At 71.0% G+C, this 17,591-nt stretch carries 13 protein-coding genes; 8 read left to right on the top strand and 5 right to left on the bottom strand.

Annotated elements, in window-relative coordinates:
- Window positions 1–125: 125 nt before the first annotated feature.
- The 3 genes from pheT to ACZ432_RS07870 all read right to left on the bottom strand — a co-directional run bounded on the left by pheT (window position 126) and on the right by ACZ432_RS07870 (window position 3,978).
- Window positions 126–1,856, bottom strand: a complete 1,731-nt coding sequence (gene pheT / locus ACZ432_RS07880; protein ID WP_426964659.1) for a phenylalanine--tRNA ligase subunit beta — start codon at window positions 1,854–1,856, stop codon at window positions 126–128.
- On the bottom strand, window positions 1,856–3,364 hold the full coding sequence (pheS, locus tag ACZ432_RS07875) for a phenylalanine--tRNA ligase subunit alpha (protein ID WP_426964658.1): 1,509 nt from the start codon (window positions 3,362–3,364) through the stop codon (window positions 1,856–1,858). Before pheS ends, pheT begins: the two co-directional genes overlap by 1 nt.
- A 407-nt stretch (window positions 3,365–3,771) precedes the next feature.
- Complete coding sequence (locus tag ACZ432_RS07870) at window positions 3,772–3,978, bottom strand: cold-shock protein (protein ID WP_058367636.1); 207 nt, start codon at window positions 3,976–3,978, stop codon at window positions 3,772–3,774.
- 186 nt (window positions 3,979–4,164) lie between these two features.
- Between ACZ432_RS07870 and ACZ432_RS07865 the strand changes: the two genes are divergently transcribed.
- A complete protein-coding gene (locus tag ACZ432_RS07865; protein WP_426964657.1) occupies window positions 4,165–4,605 on the top strand; it encodes a DUF5807 family protein in 441 nt (146 codons plus the stop codon).
- A gap of 92 nt (window positions 4,606–4,697) precedes the next feature.
- Here ACZ432_RS07865 and ACZ432_RS07860 read toward each other — a convergent pair whose 3' ends face one another.
- Entirely contained in the window at window positions 4,698–6,998 is a 2,301-nt protein-coding gene (locus ACZ432_RS07860; protein ID WP_426964656.1) for a PKD domain-containing protein, read from the bottom strand.
- Window positions 6,999–7,086: 88 nt separating this feature from the next.
- Entirely contained in the window at window positions 7,087–8,091 is a 1,005-nt protein-coding gene (locus tag ACZ432_RS07855) for an AI-2E family transporter (RefSeq protein WP_426964655.1), read from the bottom strand.
- 120 nt (window positions 8,092–8,211) lie between these two features.
- Between ACZ432_RS07855 and ACZ432_RS07850 the strand changes: the two genes are divergently transcribed.
- From ACZ432_RS07850 to ACZ432_RS07820, 7 genes are all read left to right on the top strand, one after another.
- Window positions 8,212–9,279, top strand: coding sequence for a thiamine ABC transporter substrate-binding protein (locus ACZ432_RS07850; protein ID WP_426964654.1), 1,068 nt, complete (start codon window positions 8,212–8,214; stop codon window positions 9,277–9,279).
- A 7-nt stretch (window positions 9,280–9,286) separates the two neighbouring features.
- Window positions 9,287–11,185 (top strand): ABC transporter permease, encoded by a 1,899-nt coding sequence (locus ACZ432_RS07845; protein ID WP_426964653.1) that lies wholly within the window; start codon window positions 9,287–9,289, stop codon window positions 11,183–11,185.
- Complete coding sequence (locus ACZ432_RS07840) at window positions 11,175–12,488, top strand: ABC transporter ATP-binding protein (protein ID WP_426964652.1); 1,314 nt, start codon at window positions 11,175–11,177, stop codon at window positions 12,486–12,488. The genes ACZ432_RS07845 and ACZ432_RS07840 overlap by 11 nt, the downstream gene beginning before the upstream one ends.
- An 86-nt stretch (window positions 12,489–12,574) precedes the next feature.
- On the top strand, window positions 12,575–13,540 hold the full coding sequence (locus ACZ432_RS07835; protein ID WP_426964651.1) for an ABC transporter ATP-binding protein: 966 nt from the start codon (window positions 12,575–12,577) through the stop codon (window positions 13,538–13,540).
- Window positions 13,537–14,433: an ABC transporter permease gene (locus ACZ432_RS07830; RefSeq protein WP_426964650.1), complete on the top strand. Its 897-nt coding sequence runs from the start codon at window positions 13,537–13,539 to the stop codon at window positions 14,431–14,433. Before ACZ432_RS07835 ends, ACZ432_RS07830 begins: the two co-directional genes overlap by 4 nt.
- Window positions 14,434–15,066: 633 nt before the next feature.
- Window positions 15,067–15,660 carry a DUF7474 family protein gene (locus tag ACZ432_RS07825; protein WP_058367627.1) on the top strand — a complete coding sequence of 198 codons (594 nt, stop codon included), beginning with the start codon at window positions 15,067–15,069 and terminating at the stop codon, window positions 15,658–15,660.
- 108 nt (window positions 15,661–15,768) lie between these two features.
- Window positions 15,769–17,547 carry a histidine kinase N-terminal 7TM domain-containing protein gene (locus ACZ432_RS07820; RefSeq protein ID WP_426964649.1) on the top strand — a complete coding sequence of 593 codons (1,779 nt, stop codon included), beginning with the start codon at window positions 15,769–15,771 and terminating at the stop codon, window positions 17,545–17,547.
- The last annotated feature ends 44 nt before the right edge of the window (window positions 17,548–17,591 follow it).

Raw genomic sequence — 17,591 nt, 5'->3', positions numbered from 1 at the left:
GGGCGTTCGAACTGGCAGATATCCCCGCGATCCGACCGCCCTCGTCACCGTTCCGTCTGAAGCCGCCGAGAACTTCGACGGATCGCTATGAACGGCGACGCGAACGAGCGACCGGGGCGGACGCCCTACTCCGCCAGCGCGTCCAGTCGGAACTCGAAGGCGGCCACCGGCAGTTCGAGGTCGTGCTCGACCAGTACGCGGGGGTGGATCTCCCCGACGACGCCGACCGCCTCGCCGTCGACGACCACGGCCGCGGTCCGGCCGTCGATGAATGAGGGGTGCTCGGTGCGAGGCGTCTCCAGGTCGACGTCGAACCGCCCGGCAAGCGCCTGCAGGCGGGCCTTCGCGTCCTCGTAGCCGGCGTCCTGCCGGGCGAGCGCGGCGGCCACGGTGCGGTGTTCGGCGACGTTCGTGTTCTCGGACTCGTCGCGCTCGGCGACCAGCCCGACCTCGGCCACGTCCTGCGGGTACGCGCGGTGGGTGTTCCGCTCCAGGAGCGTCATGATCGAGGGGAGCGCCCACGTCCGGAGCTGGGTGTAGTCCTCGCTGTACGGCTCCGTGATCCCCACGGGCTCGCCGCCGCCGAGGACGTCCGCACCGGGCTCGACGCCCATCCGGTCGTAGTTGGCCTCGCCGCTGGTCATGTGGAAATTCAGCAGGTCCTCGAAACCGAGGCCGATCAGCGCCTCGCGGACGGCGTCCTCCAGCCGGGAGCGCTCGTGGCGCCCGCCGACGGTCCCCACGTCGGGGTACCGCGACTCGAGGTCGTTGAAGCCGTAGGCGCGGCCCACGTCGTCCACGAGGTCCGTCGGGTGGAGCACGTCGACGCGGTACGGCGGGATCTCCACGTCGTAGGTGACGTCCTCGCCGAGCGAGTAGCTCGCGTCCAGCCCCGAGCGCTCGAAGAGGTCGACGACCTCCTCCGGCTCGAACTCGACGCCGACGGTCGTCTCGATCCGGTCGTGGGTGACGGACTTCTCGTCCACCTCGAGGTCCGGGCGGACGAGTTCGTCGCGGCCGTCCGGTCCCTCACCGGCGTACTCGATGTCGACGTCCTCGATGGTCGCGCCGCGGGCCGCCAGCGCGTAGCAGACGATGTTGCACATGCGGTCGATCGTCCACTGGTCGGTGCCGGTCAGCTCCACGAGCAGCTCGCGGGAGCCGGTGGTCACCTCGGTCCGGCGGCCGTTGATCACCGGCGGGAACGAGAACAGACCGAGGTCGTCGTAGATCGCGGGGTAACGCTCGTAGTCGGCGACGAGGTCGGCGTATTTCCGGCCCGTGTCGTGCTTCGCCAGCACCTCGGCGGGCGTCAGCTCCGCGTCGGAGTCGAGCGCGACGAAGGTGTCGCCGTCCGGCTCGACGCCGCGGTAGGTGATCGAGTTCGTCCCCTCCTCCCCGTGGGCGGCGCCCTTCAGCATCGTCAGGTCGTGGATGCCGATGGCGCCCTTCGCGCGGCCGCGGCCCATCGTCGCGTGGAGCTTCTCCTGCAGCTGGATCAGCGAGTCGAGCGCGCGCTCGTCGAGGTCGACGCCGCGGATCACCGCGGCCGTGACGTACGGGCGCTCGTCGGGGACGGACTCCTCGACCTCGACGGTCCAGTCGGCGTCGTTCGTGTCGGGGACGTGGACGCCGCGCGCGTCGCCGTAGTGGTAGCGCAGCGAGCGCGCCACGCCCTCGACGCTGAGGCGGTCGAGCCGGTCGGGCGCGAACTCGAACTGGAGCTCCCCCTCGTCGGTCTCGCCCTCGAACTCCAGCCCGAGGCCGAACAGGTCGTCTTTGAGCTCCTCGTCGTCCTTCTCCTCGTGACCGCTCAGCTCGCGCAGCTCGTCGGGGTCGATGTCGACGACGGGCATCAGTAGGTCACCTCCGCGTTCCGCAGGAAGTCGATGTCGGCCAGCGTCCCGTGGAGGTCGCGGATGTCCTCCGCGCCCGTGGTGAGCATGGCGAGCCGCTCGAGGGCGAGCCCCCACGCCATCACGTCGCACTCCACGCCGAGCGGGCCGAGCACCTCCTCGCGGAACAGCCCGGAGTTGCCGATCTCGATCTCCTCGCCCGTCTCGGGGTGTTTGCCGAACAGCTCGAAGCTCGGCTCCGTGTAGGGGTTGTAGTGCGGCTTGAACCGGATGTCCTCGATGCCGAACTGGCGGTAGAACTCCTCGAAGGTACCCATCAGGTCGCGCACCGAGAGGTCCTCGGCCATCACCCATCCCTCGATCTGGTAGAACTCCAGCAGGTGGGTCGGGTCGAGCGTGTCGTTGCGGTACACCTTCTCGACCGAGAAGTAGCGCTGCGGCGGCTCCAGCTCGGCGCCCGCGTAGCCCGAGAGGTAGCGCATCGACAGCGAGGTGGTGTGGCCGCGCAGCGCGACCGCCTCGGCGAAGTCGCGGTCCCACGGCGAGTGGTAGCCGTCGCCGTCCTCGCCCCAGCCCTCGCGGTGGGCCGACTCGACGCGCTCGACCAGCCGGTCGGGCAGCTCCTGGATCGGCGGCACGTCCAGCGCGAACCGGTCCCAGTGGGTGCGCGCCGGGTGGTCCTGCGGCATGAACAGGCAGTCGTTGATCCAGAAGTCGGCGTCGGCGTGGGGCCCCTCCATCTCCTGAAAGCCCATGCCGACGAGCACGTCCTTGACGCGGTCGGCGGTCCCCCGGAGGACGTGCTTGCGGCCGCCCTCGACCGCGGGCGCGTCCGCCTCGACGTTGTACTCGGTGAACTCCACGTCCTCCCACTCGCCGCTGGTGAGGAGCTCAGGAGTGACGGCGTCGACCGTCTCCGCGGCCTCGACGCCCTCCATCAGCGCCGTGACGCCCTCGTCGGTCAGCGTCAGCGAGCGCGTGGTGTGCTCGACGCGGTCGATCAGGCCTCGGCGCTCCAGCTGGTCGAGGACCGCCTCGTCGGCGTCGGGGGCCTCGCCGTCCGCGAGCGCCGAAAGCGCCGCGGCCTCGGGGTCCGAGTCGGGGTCCGCGTCGGCGTTCACCGAGACCGCACCGGACTCGATGGCGCCGAAGCCCTTGCGCGCGAAGTTCGAGAGCGCGATGTCCACCTCGGGGCCCGCGAGCGCGGCGTTCTCGATGACCTCGCCCATCGGGACCGGCTCGTCGGCCGCGCCGAGTTCCAGCGCCGTCCAGTAGAGCCGGGCCTCGGGGAGGTCCTCGGAGACGTACTCGCGGCCCTCCTCGGTGAGTTCGATGGTCTCGTCGGCGGTCTCAGCGACGCCGATCAGCCCGGCGTCGCGGAGGTCGAAGGCGGCGCCCGTGACGGTCTCGGGCTTGAGCCCGGTCGACGCCGCTATCTCGTCGATGGTCCGTTCGTCGTTCGCGCTCGCGGCGTCGAGCACCGCGAGCTGTCGTTCCGGAAGTCGCATTCTGGTTGTGTGGATACGCGAGCGGTCGATAGGTAACGGTTGCGGGACGCCGCGACGCGGGAGCGCGGAGCCCGGGGAAGCGCGAGATGCCGACGCGCGCCGAAGCCTCCGCGGTCGCGGCGATCGGGACTGGGCGACCCCGCCGAACGGCCCGGTTTCACGCCCCCGCCGCGGGGGCGCTCCGCCGCGGCCGGTCAGCCGAAAAAGAACGCGGTCCCGCCGTTGTCGGTCGGACGGGCGGTACGGTCGGCGGCGGAGTCGAACGCCATGCCTACGCGTCACGCGAGAACTGACTTAAAAATACGGTCGCCGGCCGCTCGCCGACGAGCGCCGCGGCTCCGAGGTATGAATAGTCCGAAAAGCGGAATCGTCGCCCATCGCTGACGCGACGGCCGATAATTCAGTAGTTAGTTGCGGACGAGGTTCGTCGCGCGCGGGCCCTTGGGGGACGACTCGATGTCGAACTCCACTTCCTGCCCCTCCTCGAGGTCCGGACCGCCAACGTCCTCCATGTGGAAGAAAACGTCCTCGTCGTCGTCGACCGCGTCGTCGTCAGTCGAGATGAAACCGTAGCCGCCAGTGTCGTTGAAGAAGTCAACCTTACCGTTTGCCATTGCAAACAAACGTATGGCCGTTTCAGGGATAAGGATTGCGAGGGTACGGTTACCACGACCCTCGGCTGGACGAATGACCGCTACGAGCGGCGGGAAACGGACGCTCCCCTGGCGTCCTCGGACGGCGATGGAGCACCGCGGGCCGCAGTAGGGCCGCTTTTACGCCCGGCCGCCCCATCGCCGGTAATGAGCGACCTCGACGCGTTCCTGTCCGGCGACCGACCGGACGACGTGGTGCTGTTCATCAGCGACTCGTACCTCGACGACGACTCCCGACTCCGCGAGGTCGGGAGGGAGACCGACGGCGGCGTTCGCGTCGTCGTCGACGGTGAGACCGGCCGCTCGGCGTTCAAGGCCGGGACCGGCATGGACGCCATGGCGTTCGCGAAGGAGGCGATGGCCAACGAGGGCGAGATCGCGCACACGCTCGACGGCGGCGCGTGCCCGTTCGCGGACGAGGACCCCGAAGCCGACCACGAGGTCCGGTTCGTCTTCGCGTTCGCGGAGGCCCAGAACGAGGAGGTCGGCGGCCTCTACGCGGAGGGCGACGTGGTACACGCGTACGCGCACTGCGCGTGCGGGGAGAGCTACTCCCACAAGTGGGTCGTCGGCACGCGGAGCGACTGACGGGCAGACCACGGAGAGGAAACAGGAGAGAAAGACGGGGTGCGGGCGGACGGCGAGCGGATGGCGGACGGCGAGCGGAAGCGGACCGCGGGCTACCGACGCCGCGCCAGGAAGGCGGCCGCGACGAGCGCGATCAGCGCGACGACGGTGCCGAATCCGGGGACGTTCACGCCGGACGCGGTCGGCGTCTCGCTGGTCTCGACCGTGGAGTCGCCGCTCCCGGAGTCGCCGGTGTCGTCCGAGTCGGACGAGTCGTCGGTGTTCGACTCCTCGGTGGTCTCCGGCGTTCCGTCGCCGGTGTCGTTCGAGTCGGACGTTCCGTCGCCCGAACCGGAGTCGTCCGTCGCGTCGCCGGACGTTGTCACCGCGAACGTCGAGAAGCCGCTTGTCTCGGCCTCGATGACGACCTCGCCGTCCTCGACGGTCGCGGACGTGTCGAGCGCCGTCCACTCGTCGCCGTCGTAGCGCTCGACGACGACCGCCGAGGCGTCCGCGCCGTCCAGTTCGCTCTCCTCGAGGGAGAGCTCGAGGGTCGCCTCCGAGCCGCTCGCCGCCGCGGGCACGTCGATCCGGTAGATCGAGACTACGTCGTCGAGGTCGGGCGCGTCCTCCGGCAGGTCGCTGACGCGGTCGACGACGACGGTCTCGTCGGTCGGCGCCGACTCGAACTCGATGCGCTGCACGTCGCTTCCGAGCAGCCGGGCCACGTCGTCCGAATCGATGGCGGCGTTGTCGCGCTCGCGGACGTCCGCGGGCAGCGTGCTCCCGGACTCGTCCGCGTCCGAGTCGTCGTCCGGGGCGCTCACGTCGACGGTCACCGTGTCCGTGTTCTCGTTGCCGGCCGCGTCCGTGGCCGTCACGGTCGCGGTGTACTCGCCGGCGGCGTCGTAGGTGTGGGTCACGTCGGCGCCCGTGTCGCTCGCGCCGTCGCCGAAGTCCCACTGGATCGAGGTGACGTTGGTCGTGGCGTCGCTGGCGTTCGCGGAGAAGCTCACGGACTCGCCCGCGGTCGCGGTCGTGTCGCCGGAGGCGGTGACCGTCGGCGGGACGGAGTCGACCGTCGTGGACGCTTCGAGGCCGGGGCTCACCTCGTCCGCGGCGGTCGCGGGCGTGACGTTCGAGAGGGTGCCGTTGTACTGTCCGTCGGCGTCACCGTCGTAGACGATCGAGTACTCGTAGAGGAGTTCGTCGCCGCCGGTCCGTGAGGACTCGTTCCCGCTCAGCGAGATGTACTCCGTCGATCCGGACGGCGTTTCGATCGTCACGTTCGCCCCGTCGATCTGGGTGGGCGTATCGAACGAGGCAGTGACGTTCTGTGACCCCGTCTGTGCGAGTTCGAAGTCGGACACCTCGAAGCTCGGTTCCTCGTAGGCGTAGACGCCCGCGACGCCGGCGCTCTGCACGCCGCTGATCTGGTTCCCGTCCGCGTTGACCGACGACGTGGTGCCGTTGAGCGTCGTGTAGCTGATCGAGCCGGAGCTCGTCATCCAGACGAGTTCCTTCTCGGGGCCACCGGACCAGTTCGCGGCGGTGACGGGCTTCTTCTGGCCGTCCGTGTCGTCGAGGACCTCCAGGTTGCTCTCGGAATCGAGGAGGCCGGGCGCCGCCGAACTGGAAACGACCGGGACCCGAACGTCGCCGGTTCCGTCGAGGTTCGCGGGAGCCCCCGCACCGTACACGTTACTCCCCTGCCCGATCGTCACGCTGCCGACGGTGGTCGTCTCGCCCGACTGCGAAAGGTAGGCGACGTACGGGTTGGAGTTGACGTACACGAGTTCGTCGTCGCCGTCGCCGTCGTAGTCGGCCACGCCCAGCACCGCCTGCGCGTCCGCGCTGGACTTCACGGTCGTCTCGTTCCACGCGTCGGCGGTCGCGTTGTAGTGGAACCGAACGATGTCGTCGTCGCTGTTCGCCGCGAGGATGCCGAACGAGCCGTTCCAAGTCCCGACCGCCATCCGGCTCGGAGACTGAACGGCCGACGACGCGACCTGCGTCGTGTTCCCGTCGGTGACGTTGACGACGAAGAGGTCGCCGTTGCTATTCATGTATGGCACCTGTAACGTCCCGTCGCCGGTGAGGTCGGCGGCCGGCCCGATGGCGGTCGCGCTGACGTTCAGGTCGTGGGTCGACGCGCCGCTTGCGTTCCCGGTGACGACGGTGACGTTGTCCGTGTCCGTGTCGACGTACACGAGGGAGACGTTCTCCTGATCGGTCGGTTCGACGTTCTGCGTTACCCCTCCGTCCTGTCCGAGGTCGGCGTGCGTACCGCCGGCCTGGACCGACGACGTCGCGGCCGCCGCCCCACCTGCGGCCGCGCTGACGACTACGACCACCGCCATGATCGCCGCCGCCAGAGACGTGAAGCGGCCGCTCCGCTCGCTGTTTTTGTTCATGTACAATTATGTTCGATCTCCCCACCAAAATGGTTGGTGGCCAATCATGTCCGCCGCGGGAGGCGGCCACGGACCGCCTCGTCGCCGATCAGTCCGGTTCCTCCCGAACGCGAATGCGGTTGAACTCGTCGGAGAGCTGGCTGGACAGCTCGGAGACGAGCGCGACCGCGAGCGGACCGACGATGACGCCGATGGCGCCGATCGTGAGCACGCCGCCGGTGAAGCCGATGAAGTAGAGGCTGGCGGGGAGCTTCGCGGTCTCGGCCGCGAGCCACGGTCGCACCACCAGGTCCGGCACCCAGCCGACCAGGAACCCCCCGACGAGGAAGATGGCGAGCGCGGCGGCAACGTCACCTGCCAACAGGTGCGAGGCCGCGAGCGCGACGATCAGGAGGCTCGGGCCGAGAACGGGGACGAACTGGAGCACGCCCGCCGCGGTCGCCAACGCGATCGCCGAGGGGTACCCGAACGCCAGAAACACCGGGAGCGCGACGAGGAACGTCGCGATCCCGGTCGCGGCCTGCACGACGTAGATCCCGTAGAGCGTCCGCCGCGCGCGAGTGTGGAGCGCGCCCGCGAGGTCCCGATACCCCGGGGGGACCAGTGCGAGCCCGGCGCGGCGGAGGCTCCGCTCCGAGTAGAGCAGCGAGTAGACGACGAAGACGAACAGCATCAGCTTGATCAGCAGGACCGGCGCCGCGCTCGCGACCCCCGCGGCCGTGGCGACGATCGCGTCGGTCGCCTCCGCGGCGGCGTCGGCGGTCACGACCGTGTGGCTGAACCCCCACAGCTCCAGCGTCACCGTCTCCGGCGCCCGCTCGATGGCGTCGACGACGCTCTCCAACCGGACGATGAGCACGAACAGCAGCGGGGAGAACACGACCACTGTCCCCAGAAATCCCGCCGCCGTCGCCACGCCGGCCGCGACGCGCCGGGACGCACCGACGCCCGCCAGCCGCCGGCGAACGGGCGCGAGCACGTACGCGACCGTGAGCGCGAAGAACACCGTCCCGACGACCTCCCACAGGATCGCGACCGCGAAGAGCCCGAACAGCACCGTCAGACCGCCGAGAACCTGCCGGCGTCGCGTCATACGTCGTCCGGGAGCCGCGGGACCATAAATGTCGGCGGCAGCCGGTTGCCCCCGACCGGCGACGGAAGGGACCGCCACGGAACGTGCCGGTTAAGTACCACCAAGTGGGACTACCCAGTAATGAGCAACCGACGACTCGACAGACGGAGCTTTCTGACGGCCGCGGGCGCGGCCGGGGCGACGGCGCTCGCCGGCTGTGCGGCGCCGGGCGAGAGCGACGAGTCCCCGGACCGACTCGTCGTGGGGACGTACAGTTCGTTCATCGACGCGCCCTCGACCAGTCCGGGCGCGTGGCTCAAGGAGACGTTCGAGGAGGAGTTCGACGCCGAACTCGTCTGGCAGACGCCGGACAACGAGCTCAACTACTACGTCGAGCGCCGGGCCGCCGACGTCGACATCTCCGCGGACCTCTACGTCGGCCTCAACACCGACGACCTCGTGCGCGTCGACGACGAGTTGGACGGGGACCTCTTCGTGGAGGCCGGCGACGTACCGGGGACCGACGACGTGCGCGAGGGGCTGGACTTCGACCCGCAGGGGCGGGCGATCCCCTACGACACGGGGTACATCAGCCTCGTCTACGACGGCACCGAGATGGAGGCCCCCGAGACGTTCGAGGGACTGCTCGAGGAGGAGTACCGCGGCGACCTCATCGCGCAGGACCCAAGCGGCGCGACCGGCCGCGCGTTCCTGCTCCACACCGTCCACCGCTTCGGCGAGGACGGGTACCTCGACTTCTGGGAGGACCTGCAGGCCAACGACGTGCGCGTGCTGGGGTCGTGGAGCGACGCCTACGCGGCGTGGTCCGGCGGCGAGGCGCCGATGGTCGTCTCCTACTCCACCGACCAGGTGTTCGCGGCGGGCGAGGGGGAGGACCTCGAGGAACACCAGATCCGCTTCCTGAACGACCAGGCGTACGCCAACCCGGAGGGGATGGCGCGGTTCGCGGACGCGAGCAACCCGGAGCTCGCTCGCGAGTTCATGAGCTTCATGCTGCGGCCCGACGTGCAGGGCGAGATCGCCCAGCGCAATGTCCAGTTCCCGGCGACCGACACCGCGGAGCTCTCCGAGGACTACGCGGAGCTGGCCAAGGAGCCGCCCGAACCGGTGACGTTCACGTACGAGGAGCTGCAAGGCTCCGTCAGTGAGTGGGTCGACGCCTGGGAACGGCAGTTCGCCGGCAACTGAACCCGCCGTGAGCGACGGCTCGGAGACGGGCGGGACCGCGCCCGGCGACGCCGCGGAGGACGGCGGGACCACGCCCGGTGACGCCGCGGACGCCTCGGACGCCGCGGAGGACGGCGACGCGTCGAGCGCCGCCGCTCGGACCGCGCGCGACTGCGCCGAGCGTCGCGTCCTCCCCGCTCTCGCGGCCGCGACGGTTCTGCTCCTGGCCGTCCTGTTCTACTACCCCGTCGGCACCGTCCTCGTCGAGGCTGTCCGGGTCGACGGGCGCTACACGCTCGAGGTGCTGGTCGGCGTCCTCCGGGACCCCTTCTACCTGGGCGACCTCGCGGGGCTGTTCGCGGGCGAGTCGCCCCTCGCGGTCGCCGGACGGCTGCTCGGCCCGGACCGCCGGCTCGGGATCGTCGGGTTCACGGCGTATCAGGCGGCGCTGTCGACGCTCGCAAGCGTCGCGCTCGGGCTCCCGGGCGCGTACGTGCTCGCGCGGTTCGAGTTCCCCGGTCGTCGCACCCTGCGCTCGCTGACGATCCTCCCGTTCGTGCTCCCGTCGATCATGGTCGCGGTCGGCTTCGTCGCAACCTTCGGCGACGACGGTACGCTGAACGCGGCGCTGAGCGCGGTGGGGCTGCCGACGGTCGACCTGCTGTTCACGCTGGAGGCGGTCGTGATCGCCCACGCGTTCTACAACGCGCCGCTCGTGACCCGGGTGACGACCGCGGCGTGGGAGTCGGTGGACGCGAGCGCGGTCGAGACCGCCCGGAGCCTCGGCGCGGGCCCCCTGCGCGCGTTCCGGGACGTGGTGGCGCCGCAGGTGTACCCCGCGGTCCTGATGGGCGCCGCGCTGACGTTCGTGTTCACCTTCGGCACGTTCCCCATCGTCCTCGCGCTCGGCGGCTTCGAGTTGGCCACGATAGAGGTGTTCGTCTACCGGCTGATCCGCAACCTGGAGTACGCCGAGGCGGCCGCGCTGGCCATCGTGGAACTCGCGGTGTCGCTCGGCCTGCTGTACGCCTACCTGCGGTACGAGGCGCGCCACACGGTGCGGTCGCGGGGCGTCAGACCCCTGCCGCGCCACCGGCTCCTCCCCGCGTCGCCCTCGCTCGGCCAGGCCCTCGTCCGGGTCGGCGTCGCGGCGTACGCGCTCGTCGCGCTGACGGTGTTTCTGGCGCCCGTCCTCAGCATGCTCCTCGCGAGCGTCACGGGACCAGACGGGCTCACGCTGGAGCACTACCGGTTCCTGGTGGAGCGTCAGCGCACCGGCGCGGCGTTTCAGGTGCGGCCGTGGCCCGCGGTCCGCAACTCGCTGCTGTTCGGCGTGGGGGCGCTCGCGGTCGCGCTCCCGATGGGCGTCGTCGTCGCCGTGTTGACGACCAGGGACTATCGCGGGCGGAAGCTGGTGGACGCGGTCGGGATGGCGCCCCTCTCGATCTCCGGCATCGTCGTCGGCCTCGGCCTGCTCCGCGGCCTCGTCTTCGGCGTCGAGGTCTGGGGGACGCGGATCGCGGTCGGGGGTGCGCTCGCGGTCGTCGCCGCCCACGCGGTCGCCGGCTACCCCTTCGTCGTGCGGACGGTCGGGCCGGGGCTGGACGCGCTCGACCGCTCGCTCGTGGAGTCGGCGCGCGCGCTCGGCGCGTCTCGGGCGCGGGCGTTACTGGACGTGGAGTTGCCCCTCGTGCGGCCGGGCGTGGTCGCGGGCGCCGCGTTCGCGTTCGCCATCTCGATGGGGGAGTTCTCCGCGACGGTGGTGCTCGCGACCGGCACGGAGCAGTACACGATGCCGGTCGCCATCGAACGATTCATCGGGCGACGGCTCGGACCGGCAACCGCCATGGGCGTCGTCCTGCTCCTCGTCACGAGCGCGAGCTTCGTCGTCATCGACCGCTTCGGAGGTGAGACCGGTGGGCTCTGAGGACCGGCCGGGCGGCGACGGTGACGCCTCCGACGCCGCTCCCGACGACGCCCCCGTCGCGGTCGAACTCGACGGCGTGAGCCGTCGCTACGGCGACGCGACCGCGGTGTCGGACGTGGACCTGCGGATCCGAGAAGGGGAGTTCTTCACGCTCGTCGGCCCCTCCGGGTGCGGCAAGACGACGACGCTCAGACTGATCGCCGGCTTCGAGGCCCCCGACGCGGGAACGGTGCGGCTCGGCGGCCGGTCCGTCGAAGGGGTCCCTCCGGAGGAGCGGAACGTCGGCGTCGTCTTCCAGAACTACGCGCTGTTCCCGCATATGACCGTGGGCGAGAACGTCGCGTACGGCCTCAACTTCGCCGAACCGCCCGGCGGCGTCACCCGCGAAGAGCGCGTGCGGGACCTGCTCGAGCTCGTAGACCTGCCGGGGATGGCGGACCGCGAGCCGGACGAGCTCTCCGGCGGCCAGCGCCAGCGCGTCGCGATGGCCCGCGCGCTCGCGCCCGGCCCCGAGGTCCTGCTGTTGGACGAGCCGATGAGCGCGCTCGACGCGCAGCTCCGCGAGCGCCTCCGGGCGCAGGTGAAGGCCATCCAACGGGAGCTGGGCATCACGACCGTCTACGTCACCCACGACCAGGAGGAGGCGCTCGCCGTCTCCGACCGGGTCGCCGTCATGCGCGAGGGGACGCCGGAGCAGGTCGCGCCGCCGCGGACGGTCTACCGCCGGCCGGCTACCCGGTTCGTCGCCGAGTTCGTCGGGGACAACAACGTCTTCGAGGGACGCGTCGAGGCGGTCGAGAACGTGGCCGACGCCGCGGCCGGCACCGGCACCGAACCCACCGATCAACTCGACGCTATTTCCCACGAGAAGGCGACGCATGGTAGCGGTTCTCCAGTCGAAATGGAGGGGTCGGGGGGCGGGGGCGCGGACGCCGCGGCCGAGCGGGACGGTACCGTCGCCGCGGTCGACGTCGGCGAGGCCGTCGTCCGCGTTCGAACCCCCGGCGCGGTCGCCGTCGGCGACCACCTGGCGTTCTGCGTCCGACCCGAGAACCTGCAGATCCTGCGGGTCAGCGGGACCGAGGGAAACGAGGCGAAGGGGGATGCGGAGAGCGACGACCCCCCCGCGAACGTCCTCCGCGGGTCCGTCGCGAGCGCGGAGTTCCTCGGGGAGACGACGCGCGTCCGGCTCGCGTGGGGGAACCGGACGCTGGTGGTCCGGACGACCGACCCGCTCTCCGGCACGGTCCGGGTGGGCTTCGACCCCGCGGACGCGCACGTCTTCGCGCGAGAGCGTCGCTAAGGGCGCCACGGGACGCGGCTGCGGGGCCATTCCGACCGCGCCGGGCAGCCAAAACCCTTTATTCGGGAGCGCGGGAACCCCGGGGCATGAGCGCCATCGAGCTGTCCGGGGTCACCAAGCGGTTCGGCGACGTCACCGCCGTGAACGACCTCGACCTGACCGTCGAGGAGGGCGAGGTGTTCGGCTTCCTCGGCCCGAACGGCGCCGGTAAGTCGACGACGATCAACATGGTCCTCGATTTCGTCCGCCCCACCGCGGGCGAGGTTCGCGTGCTCGACCGCGACGCGCAGGCCGAGAGCGTCGCGATCCGGCGGCGCATCGGCGTCCTCCCCGAGGGGTTTTCCACCTACGAGCGGCTCACCGGCCGCCAACACGTCGAGTTCGCCATCGAGTCGAAGGAGCTCGACGTCGACCCCGACCCGGTGCTCGAGCGGGTCGGCCTGCTGGAGGACGCCGACCGCAAGGCCGGCGGCTACTCGAAGGGGATGGCCCAGCGGCTCGCGCTCGCGATGGCGCTGGTCGGCCAGCCCCAACTGCTGATCCTCGACGAGCCCTCCTCCGGGCTCGACCCCGCGGGCGCCAAGGAGATGCGCGAGATCGTCCGTGAGGAGGCCGAGCGCGGCGCGACCGTCTTCTTCTCCTCGCACGTGCTCGGGCAGGTCGAGGCGGTGTGTGACCGCGTCGGCATCCTCCGCGCGGGCGAACTCGTCGCCGAGGACTCCATCGAGGGGCTCCGCGAAACCGTCGGCAGCGGCGAGACGCTCCGCGTCTCCGTCGACGGCGCGAGCGAGGAGGACCTGGCGGCCGTCCGCGCGCTCGACGGTGTGAGCGGCGCGGCGACCGACGGCACCACGGTCACGGTCGACTGCGAGAGCGGCGCCAAGACCGCCGTCATCGGCGCGCTCGAGGACGCCGGCGTCACCGTCACCGACTTCACCACCGCCGAGGCCTCGCTGGAGGACCTCTTCCTGGCGTACACCGAGGGCGCCGCACCGGAGGATAACGGGACGGACGAGCGTGATTCGGCCGCCACCGGGGGGGTGGCCGAATGAGCCTCGAGGCGGTCGCGCGAAAGGATTTCCGCGACGCGGTGCGCTCGCGGTGGATCTGGGTGCTGTCGGCGCTGTTCGTCGTCCTGTTCGCCGGGCCGGCGCTGTTCCGGTTCACGCTCGGCATCGGCCTCGGCGACGGAGCGGAAGCGACCGGCATCGCGCTGCTGTTCATCCAGTTGATGAAGGAGGGGACCGCGGTGCTGGTGCCGATCATCGCCATCGTCGTCGGCTACGCGTCGATCACCCGCGAGCGCGAGAGCGGGACGCTGAAGCTCCTGCTGTCGCTGCCTCACTCCCGCGCCGACGTGGTCGTCGGTAAGGTGCTCGGCCGGTCGGCGGTCATCGCGCTCCCCATCGCGGTCGGGTTCCTCGCCGCGGGGCTGGTGTTGATCCCCGCGAGTTCCGGCTTCGCGCTCGCGAGCTTCCTCGCGTTCGGCTTCCTGACGATGCTGCTCGGCGTCGTCTTCGTCGGCCTCGCGGTCGGCATCTCCGCGGCCGCGCGCAGCGACCGCGAGGCGATGGTGGGGTCCGTCGGCGCGTTCGTCCTGTTCCAGGTGTTCTGGGGCACCGCCACGAGCCGGATCGCCGGCGGGCTCCAGGAGTACGCCGGCCTGACCGCCCAGAACCGCTACCTCGTCGAACTCGGGGCCAAGCTGCTCAACCCCATCGCGGCGTACAAGACGCTTGCCGACTCGCTCGTCTTCGAGTCGCAGATGCAGGCGCGCCAGCAGCTGTTCGGCTTCTTCCTGTTTCCCGACCCGGCCGCGCAGGAGGCGCTCGGTCAGGAGCTTCCGGTCGTCTTCACCGACCCCTTCGTGGCCGCGCTGATGGTGCTGTGGTTCGTCGTCCCCGTCTACGTGGGGATGGTCCTGTTCGAACGCGCGGACCTGTAGACGGGTCGCAGTACGGGGTTTCGTGGCGGGTCGTCGATGCTGACGACCGCTACTGACCGGGGGCAGTTTCGGGTGCGGGTCCTGCCGCTCGAGACGGCAACACCCAGAAATCCCCAGCCGGCTCTCCGTACAACGTTTTTGAAACTGCTGGCGATCCTGCTGTGTGGGACAGCACCACCCAGAAAGCCCCAGCCGGCTCGACCCGCCGGGCCTCGCTGCGCGCTCGCGCCTCTCCGCACAGCTCGGCGCGAGTGCTTACGTCGTCCGGGCGGGATCGAGCCGGCTGCCCCTTTCAGTCCCACCCCGCAACCGCACCACAACCGCACCGCGACCGCCCAGCACCGCAGCCTCACACCTCCCCAGCCTCGGGCTGGGCGCGGCCGCGGAACAGCACCGCACCGCAGCGCGGCCGCGCCCAGCCCTCCCTCGCGCGGTCGCGGCGACACGCTCCGCGGTCGCCGCGGCGCGCGCCGACAGCACAGCACCGCCACCGCAACCGCACCGCCGAACGTTTTTCGTGGAACCCGCGGAACTCCCGCCGTGAGTGCAGCTTGATCGGCCCGACCGCAAGTCGAACACGAACGTCGGCGTGTCGCGAAAACCCTATTTCCCGGCGTCACGGAGAGGCGTACAGTGCCGACGTTCCGCTACCCCTGTCCGGGCTGTCGCACCACCAACAGCCTGCACGACGCCGACTGCGACTTCGAGGGGGTCGACTGGCCCGACATCGAGCGCGCCTACACCGACCTACTCGCGGTGCTGACCCGCGAGCCGAACGGGATGGCCGAGCCCGCGCTGCGGAGCGCGGTCGACGGCGAGTGGTCCGGGCTCCACAAGGCCGCGCTGTCGACGCTCGAACGCGAACAGCGGATCGTCGAGGAGGACGGCTCGCTGCGACTGCTCACGGCCGCGGAGTTCAAGGAACTCGTCTCCGAGCCGACCCGCGAGCCGATGCGGACGCTCTACGAGCACGGCTCCGTGCCGGGGTGTCACGACAACGCCGTCTTCGCGATGATCGCGTGGTACGAGATGGTCGGGCTCTCGTGGGCGGAGACGAAGGAGAACGTCGTCGAGTGGCTCCACACCTCCGGCGCGTGGGACCGCGGCGGCTTCGAGGAGGCCTCGCCCGCGGAGCTCGTCGAGAAGAAGCGCCACGTCTACGAGTCGGGCTACGGCTGGAAGGAAAAGGCGCAGGCGGCCAAACGCGTCATCGAGCACGCGCGGTAGCGAAGCCGACGAGTCGTCGCCGGGGCGACGCTCGGGGACCCTCTCGCGGTCGCTCGCCGGTGACGCGACCGCGACAGCTTTAGCACGCCGGCCCGCCTCTCGGGAGGCATGATCGACGGCGCGGCGATTCCGGCGTGGCCCGCGGTCGGGTCGATCGCGGCCGGCGTCGGGACGCTCGCGCTGATCCGCTACCTGGCGCGACACCGCGGCAAGCCGGGCGCGGGCTGGTTCCTCGCCACGCTGCTGGCGCAGGCGACGTGGTGTTTCGCCTACGGGGTTTCGCTTTTCACCTTCGACCCGGTCGTCCGCCGACTGCTGGAGTCGCTGGTGTGGTTCGGCATCGTCTGGACCGGGGTCACCTTCCTCGCGTTCGCGCTGGAGTACACCGGCCGCGGCCACGTGATCCGGAGCCGGCTGTTCGCCCCCTTCGCCGCGGTCGCGGCGATCACCACGCTGTTGGCGATCACCAACCCCCTCCACGGACTGCTGTGGACCGACTTCGCGCTCGACCCGGCCTTCGGCGCCGCGACGGTCTCGTACGCCCTCCAGCCGTGGGCCTACTTCGCGGTCGGCGTCGCGACGGTCGCCGTCGCGAGCGCGGTGTTCCTGCTGGTGGACACGCTCGTCGATTACGGGCCCCTCTACCGGCGGGAGGCCGCGGCCGTCGCCACGAGCGCGCTCCCGCCCGGCTTCGCACTCCTTGCGTGGACCGCCGGCGTCGGCCCCGTCCCGCAACTCAACCTCGCGCCGGTCCTCTTCATCCCGCACATCGTCCTCGACGCGTACGCGTTCGGCCGCGCGGAGATGTTCGAACGCGACCCCACCGCCCTACGGGCGGCCGAGCGCACCGCCATCGACGACCTGGCGGACCCCATCGCCGTGGTCGACACCGACCGCCGCGTCGTCCGCGTCAACGCCGCCGCTCGCGACGCGTTCGCGCTCGGCGACGACGAGGCGGTCCGGCTGACGCCGCTCGCGACGGCGCTCCCGTTCGACCTCGACCTGACGGACCCCGACCCCGTCGACGTGCGCTCCGCGGACGGCCGCCGCACCTACGCCGTCTCCGTCTCGCCGCTGTCCGACCCCGCGGGCACCCCGGTCGGGCACACGGTCGTCTTCTCGGACGTGACCGAGCGCGAGCGCCGCAGACAGCAACTGGAGGTGCTCAACCGCGTGCTCAGACACAACCTGCGCAACGACATGGGAGTGGTCCACGGCTACGCGGAACTGCTCGCCGAGGAGCTCGACGACGACCATCACCACCGGATGGCCGACGCCATCGAGCGGCGCTCCGGCGCGCTGCTCGCGCTCGGCGAGAAGGCCCGAACGGTCGAGACGCTGCTCGCGGGCGAGGAGGCCACGCCCCTCGCGCTCGGCGCGCTCGTGGAGCGCGTCGTCGCCGACTGCCGCGAGGAGTTCCCGGACGCGACCGTGGAGCTGACCGTCCGGGACGACCCCACCGCGCCGTTCCCGGAGACCACGGTGGCCGCCGCCGTCGAAAACCTGATCGAGAACGCGCTCAGACACCACGACGACGCGGGCGTCGAGCGCCCGAACGGGGGCGCGTGGACGCGCGTGACCGTCGCGCGCGAGGGCGACGAGGCGGTCGTCCGCGTCGCCGACGACGGGCCGGGGATCCCGGAGGGCGAACTCGACGCCATCGAGGCCGGCCGCGAGACCGCGCTCCAGCACGGCTCGGGACTCGGGCTCTGGATCGTCCACTGGGCCGCGGCCGCGGTCGGCGCCGAGACCGACTTCGCCGACCGTGAGCCCCGCGGGACGGTCGCCACGATCCGGCTCCCGCTCGGGGACGCGTGGACGGCGTCCGCGTCGGCGGCCGCCTCGACCGTCGAGCGCGAGACCGCGAGCGAGACCGCGGGGGAGTGAGGGCGGGGGAGCGCGAATCTAGTCAGGACGATTCGGAGTCACGG

Source organism: Haloparvum alkalitolerans (assembly GCF_055381565.1).
This window is presented reverse-complemented; position numbering and strand designations above follow the sequence as displayed.

What these genes read in the sequence shown, in the direction of transcription:
- ACZ432_RS07820 (WP_426964649.1), top strand. Translation starts at nt 15,769, where the DNA reads ATGATCGACGGCGCGGCGATTCCGGCGTGGCCCGCGGTCGGGTCGATC.
- ACZ432_RS07850 (WP_426964654.1), top strand. Translation starts at nt 8,212, where the DNA reads ATGAGCAACCGACGACTCGACAGACGGAGCTTTCTGACGGCCGCGGGC.
- pheT (WP_426964659.1), bottom strand. Translation starts at nt 1,856, where the DNA reads ATGCCCGTCGTCGACATCGACCCCGACGAGCTGCGCGAGCTGAGCGGT.
- ACZ432_RS07855 (WP_426964655.1), bottom strand. Translation starts at nt 8,091, where the DNA reads ATGACGCGACGCCGGCAGGTTCTCGGCGGTCTGACGGTGCTGTTCGGG.
- ACZ432_RS07870 (WP_058367636.1), bottom strand. Translation starts at nt 3,978, where the DNA reads ATGGCAAACGGTAAGGTTGACTTCTTCAACGACACTGGCGGCTACGGT.
- pheS (WP_426964658.1), bottom strand. Translation starts at nt 3,364, where the DNA reads ATGCGACTTCCGGAACGACAGCTCGCGGTGCTCGACGCCGCGAGCGCG.
- ACZ432_RS07865 (WP_426964657.1), top strand. Translation starts at nt 4,165, where the DNA reads ATGAGCGACCTCGACGCGTTCCTGTCCGGCGACCGACCGGACGACGTG.
- ACZ432_RS07860 (WP_426964656.1), bottom strand. Translation starts at nt 6,998, where the DNA reads ATGAACAAAAACAGCGAGCGGAGCGGCCGCTTCACGTCTCTGGCGGCG.
- ACZ432_RS07830 (WP_426964650.1), top strand. Translation starts at nt 13,537, where the DNA reads ATGAGCCTCGAGGCGGTCGCGCGAAAGGATTTCCGCGACGCGGTGCGC.
- ACZ432_RS07835 (WP_426964651.1), top strand. Translation starts at nt 12,575, where the DNA reads ATGAGCGCCATCGAGCTGTCCGGGGTCACCAAGCGGTTCGGCGACGTC.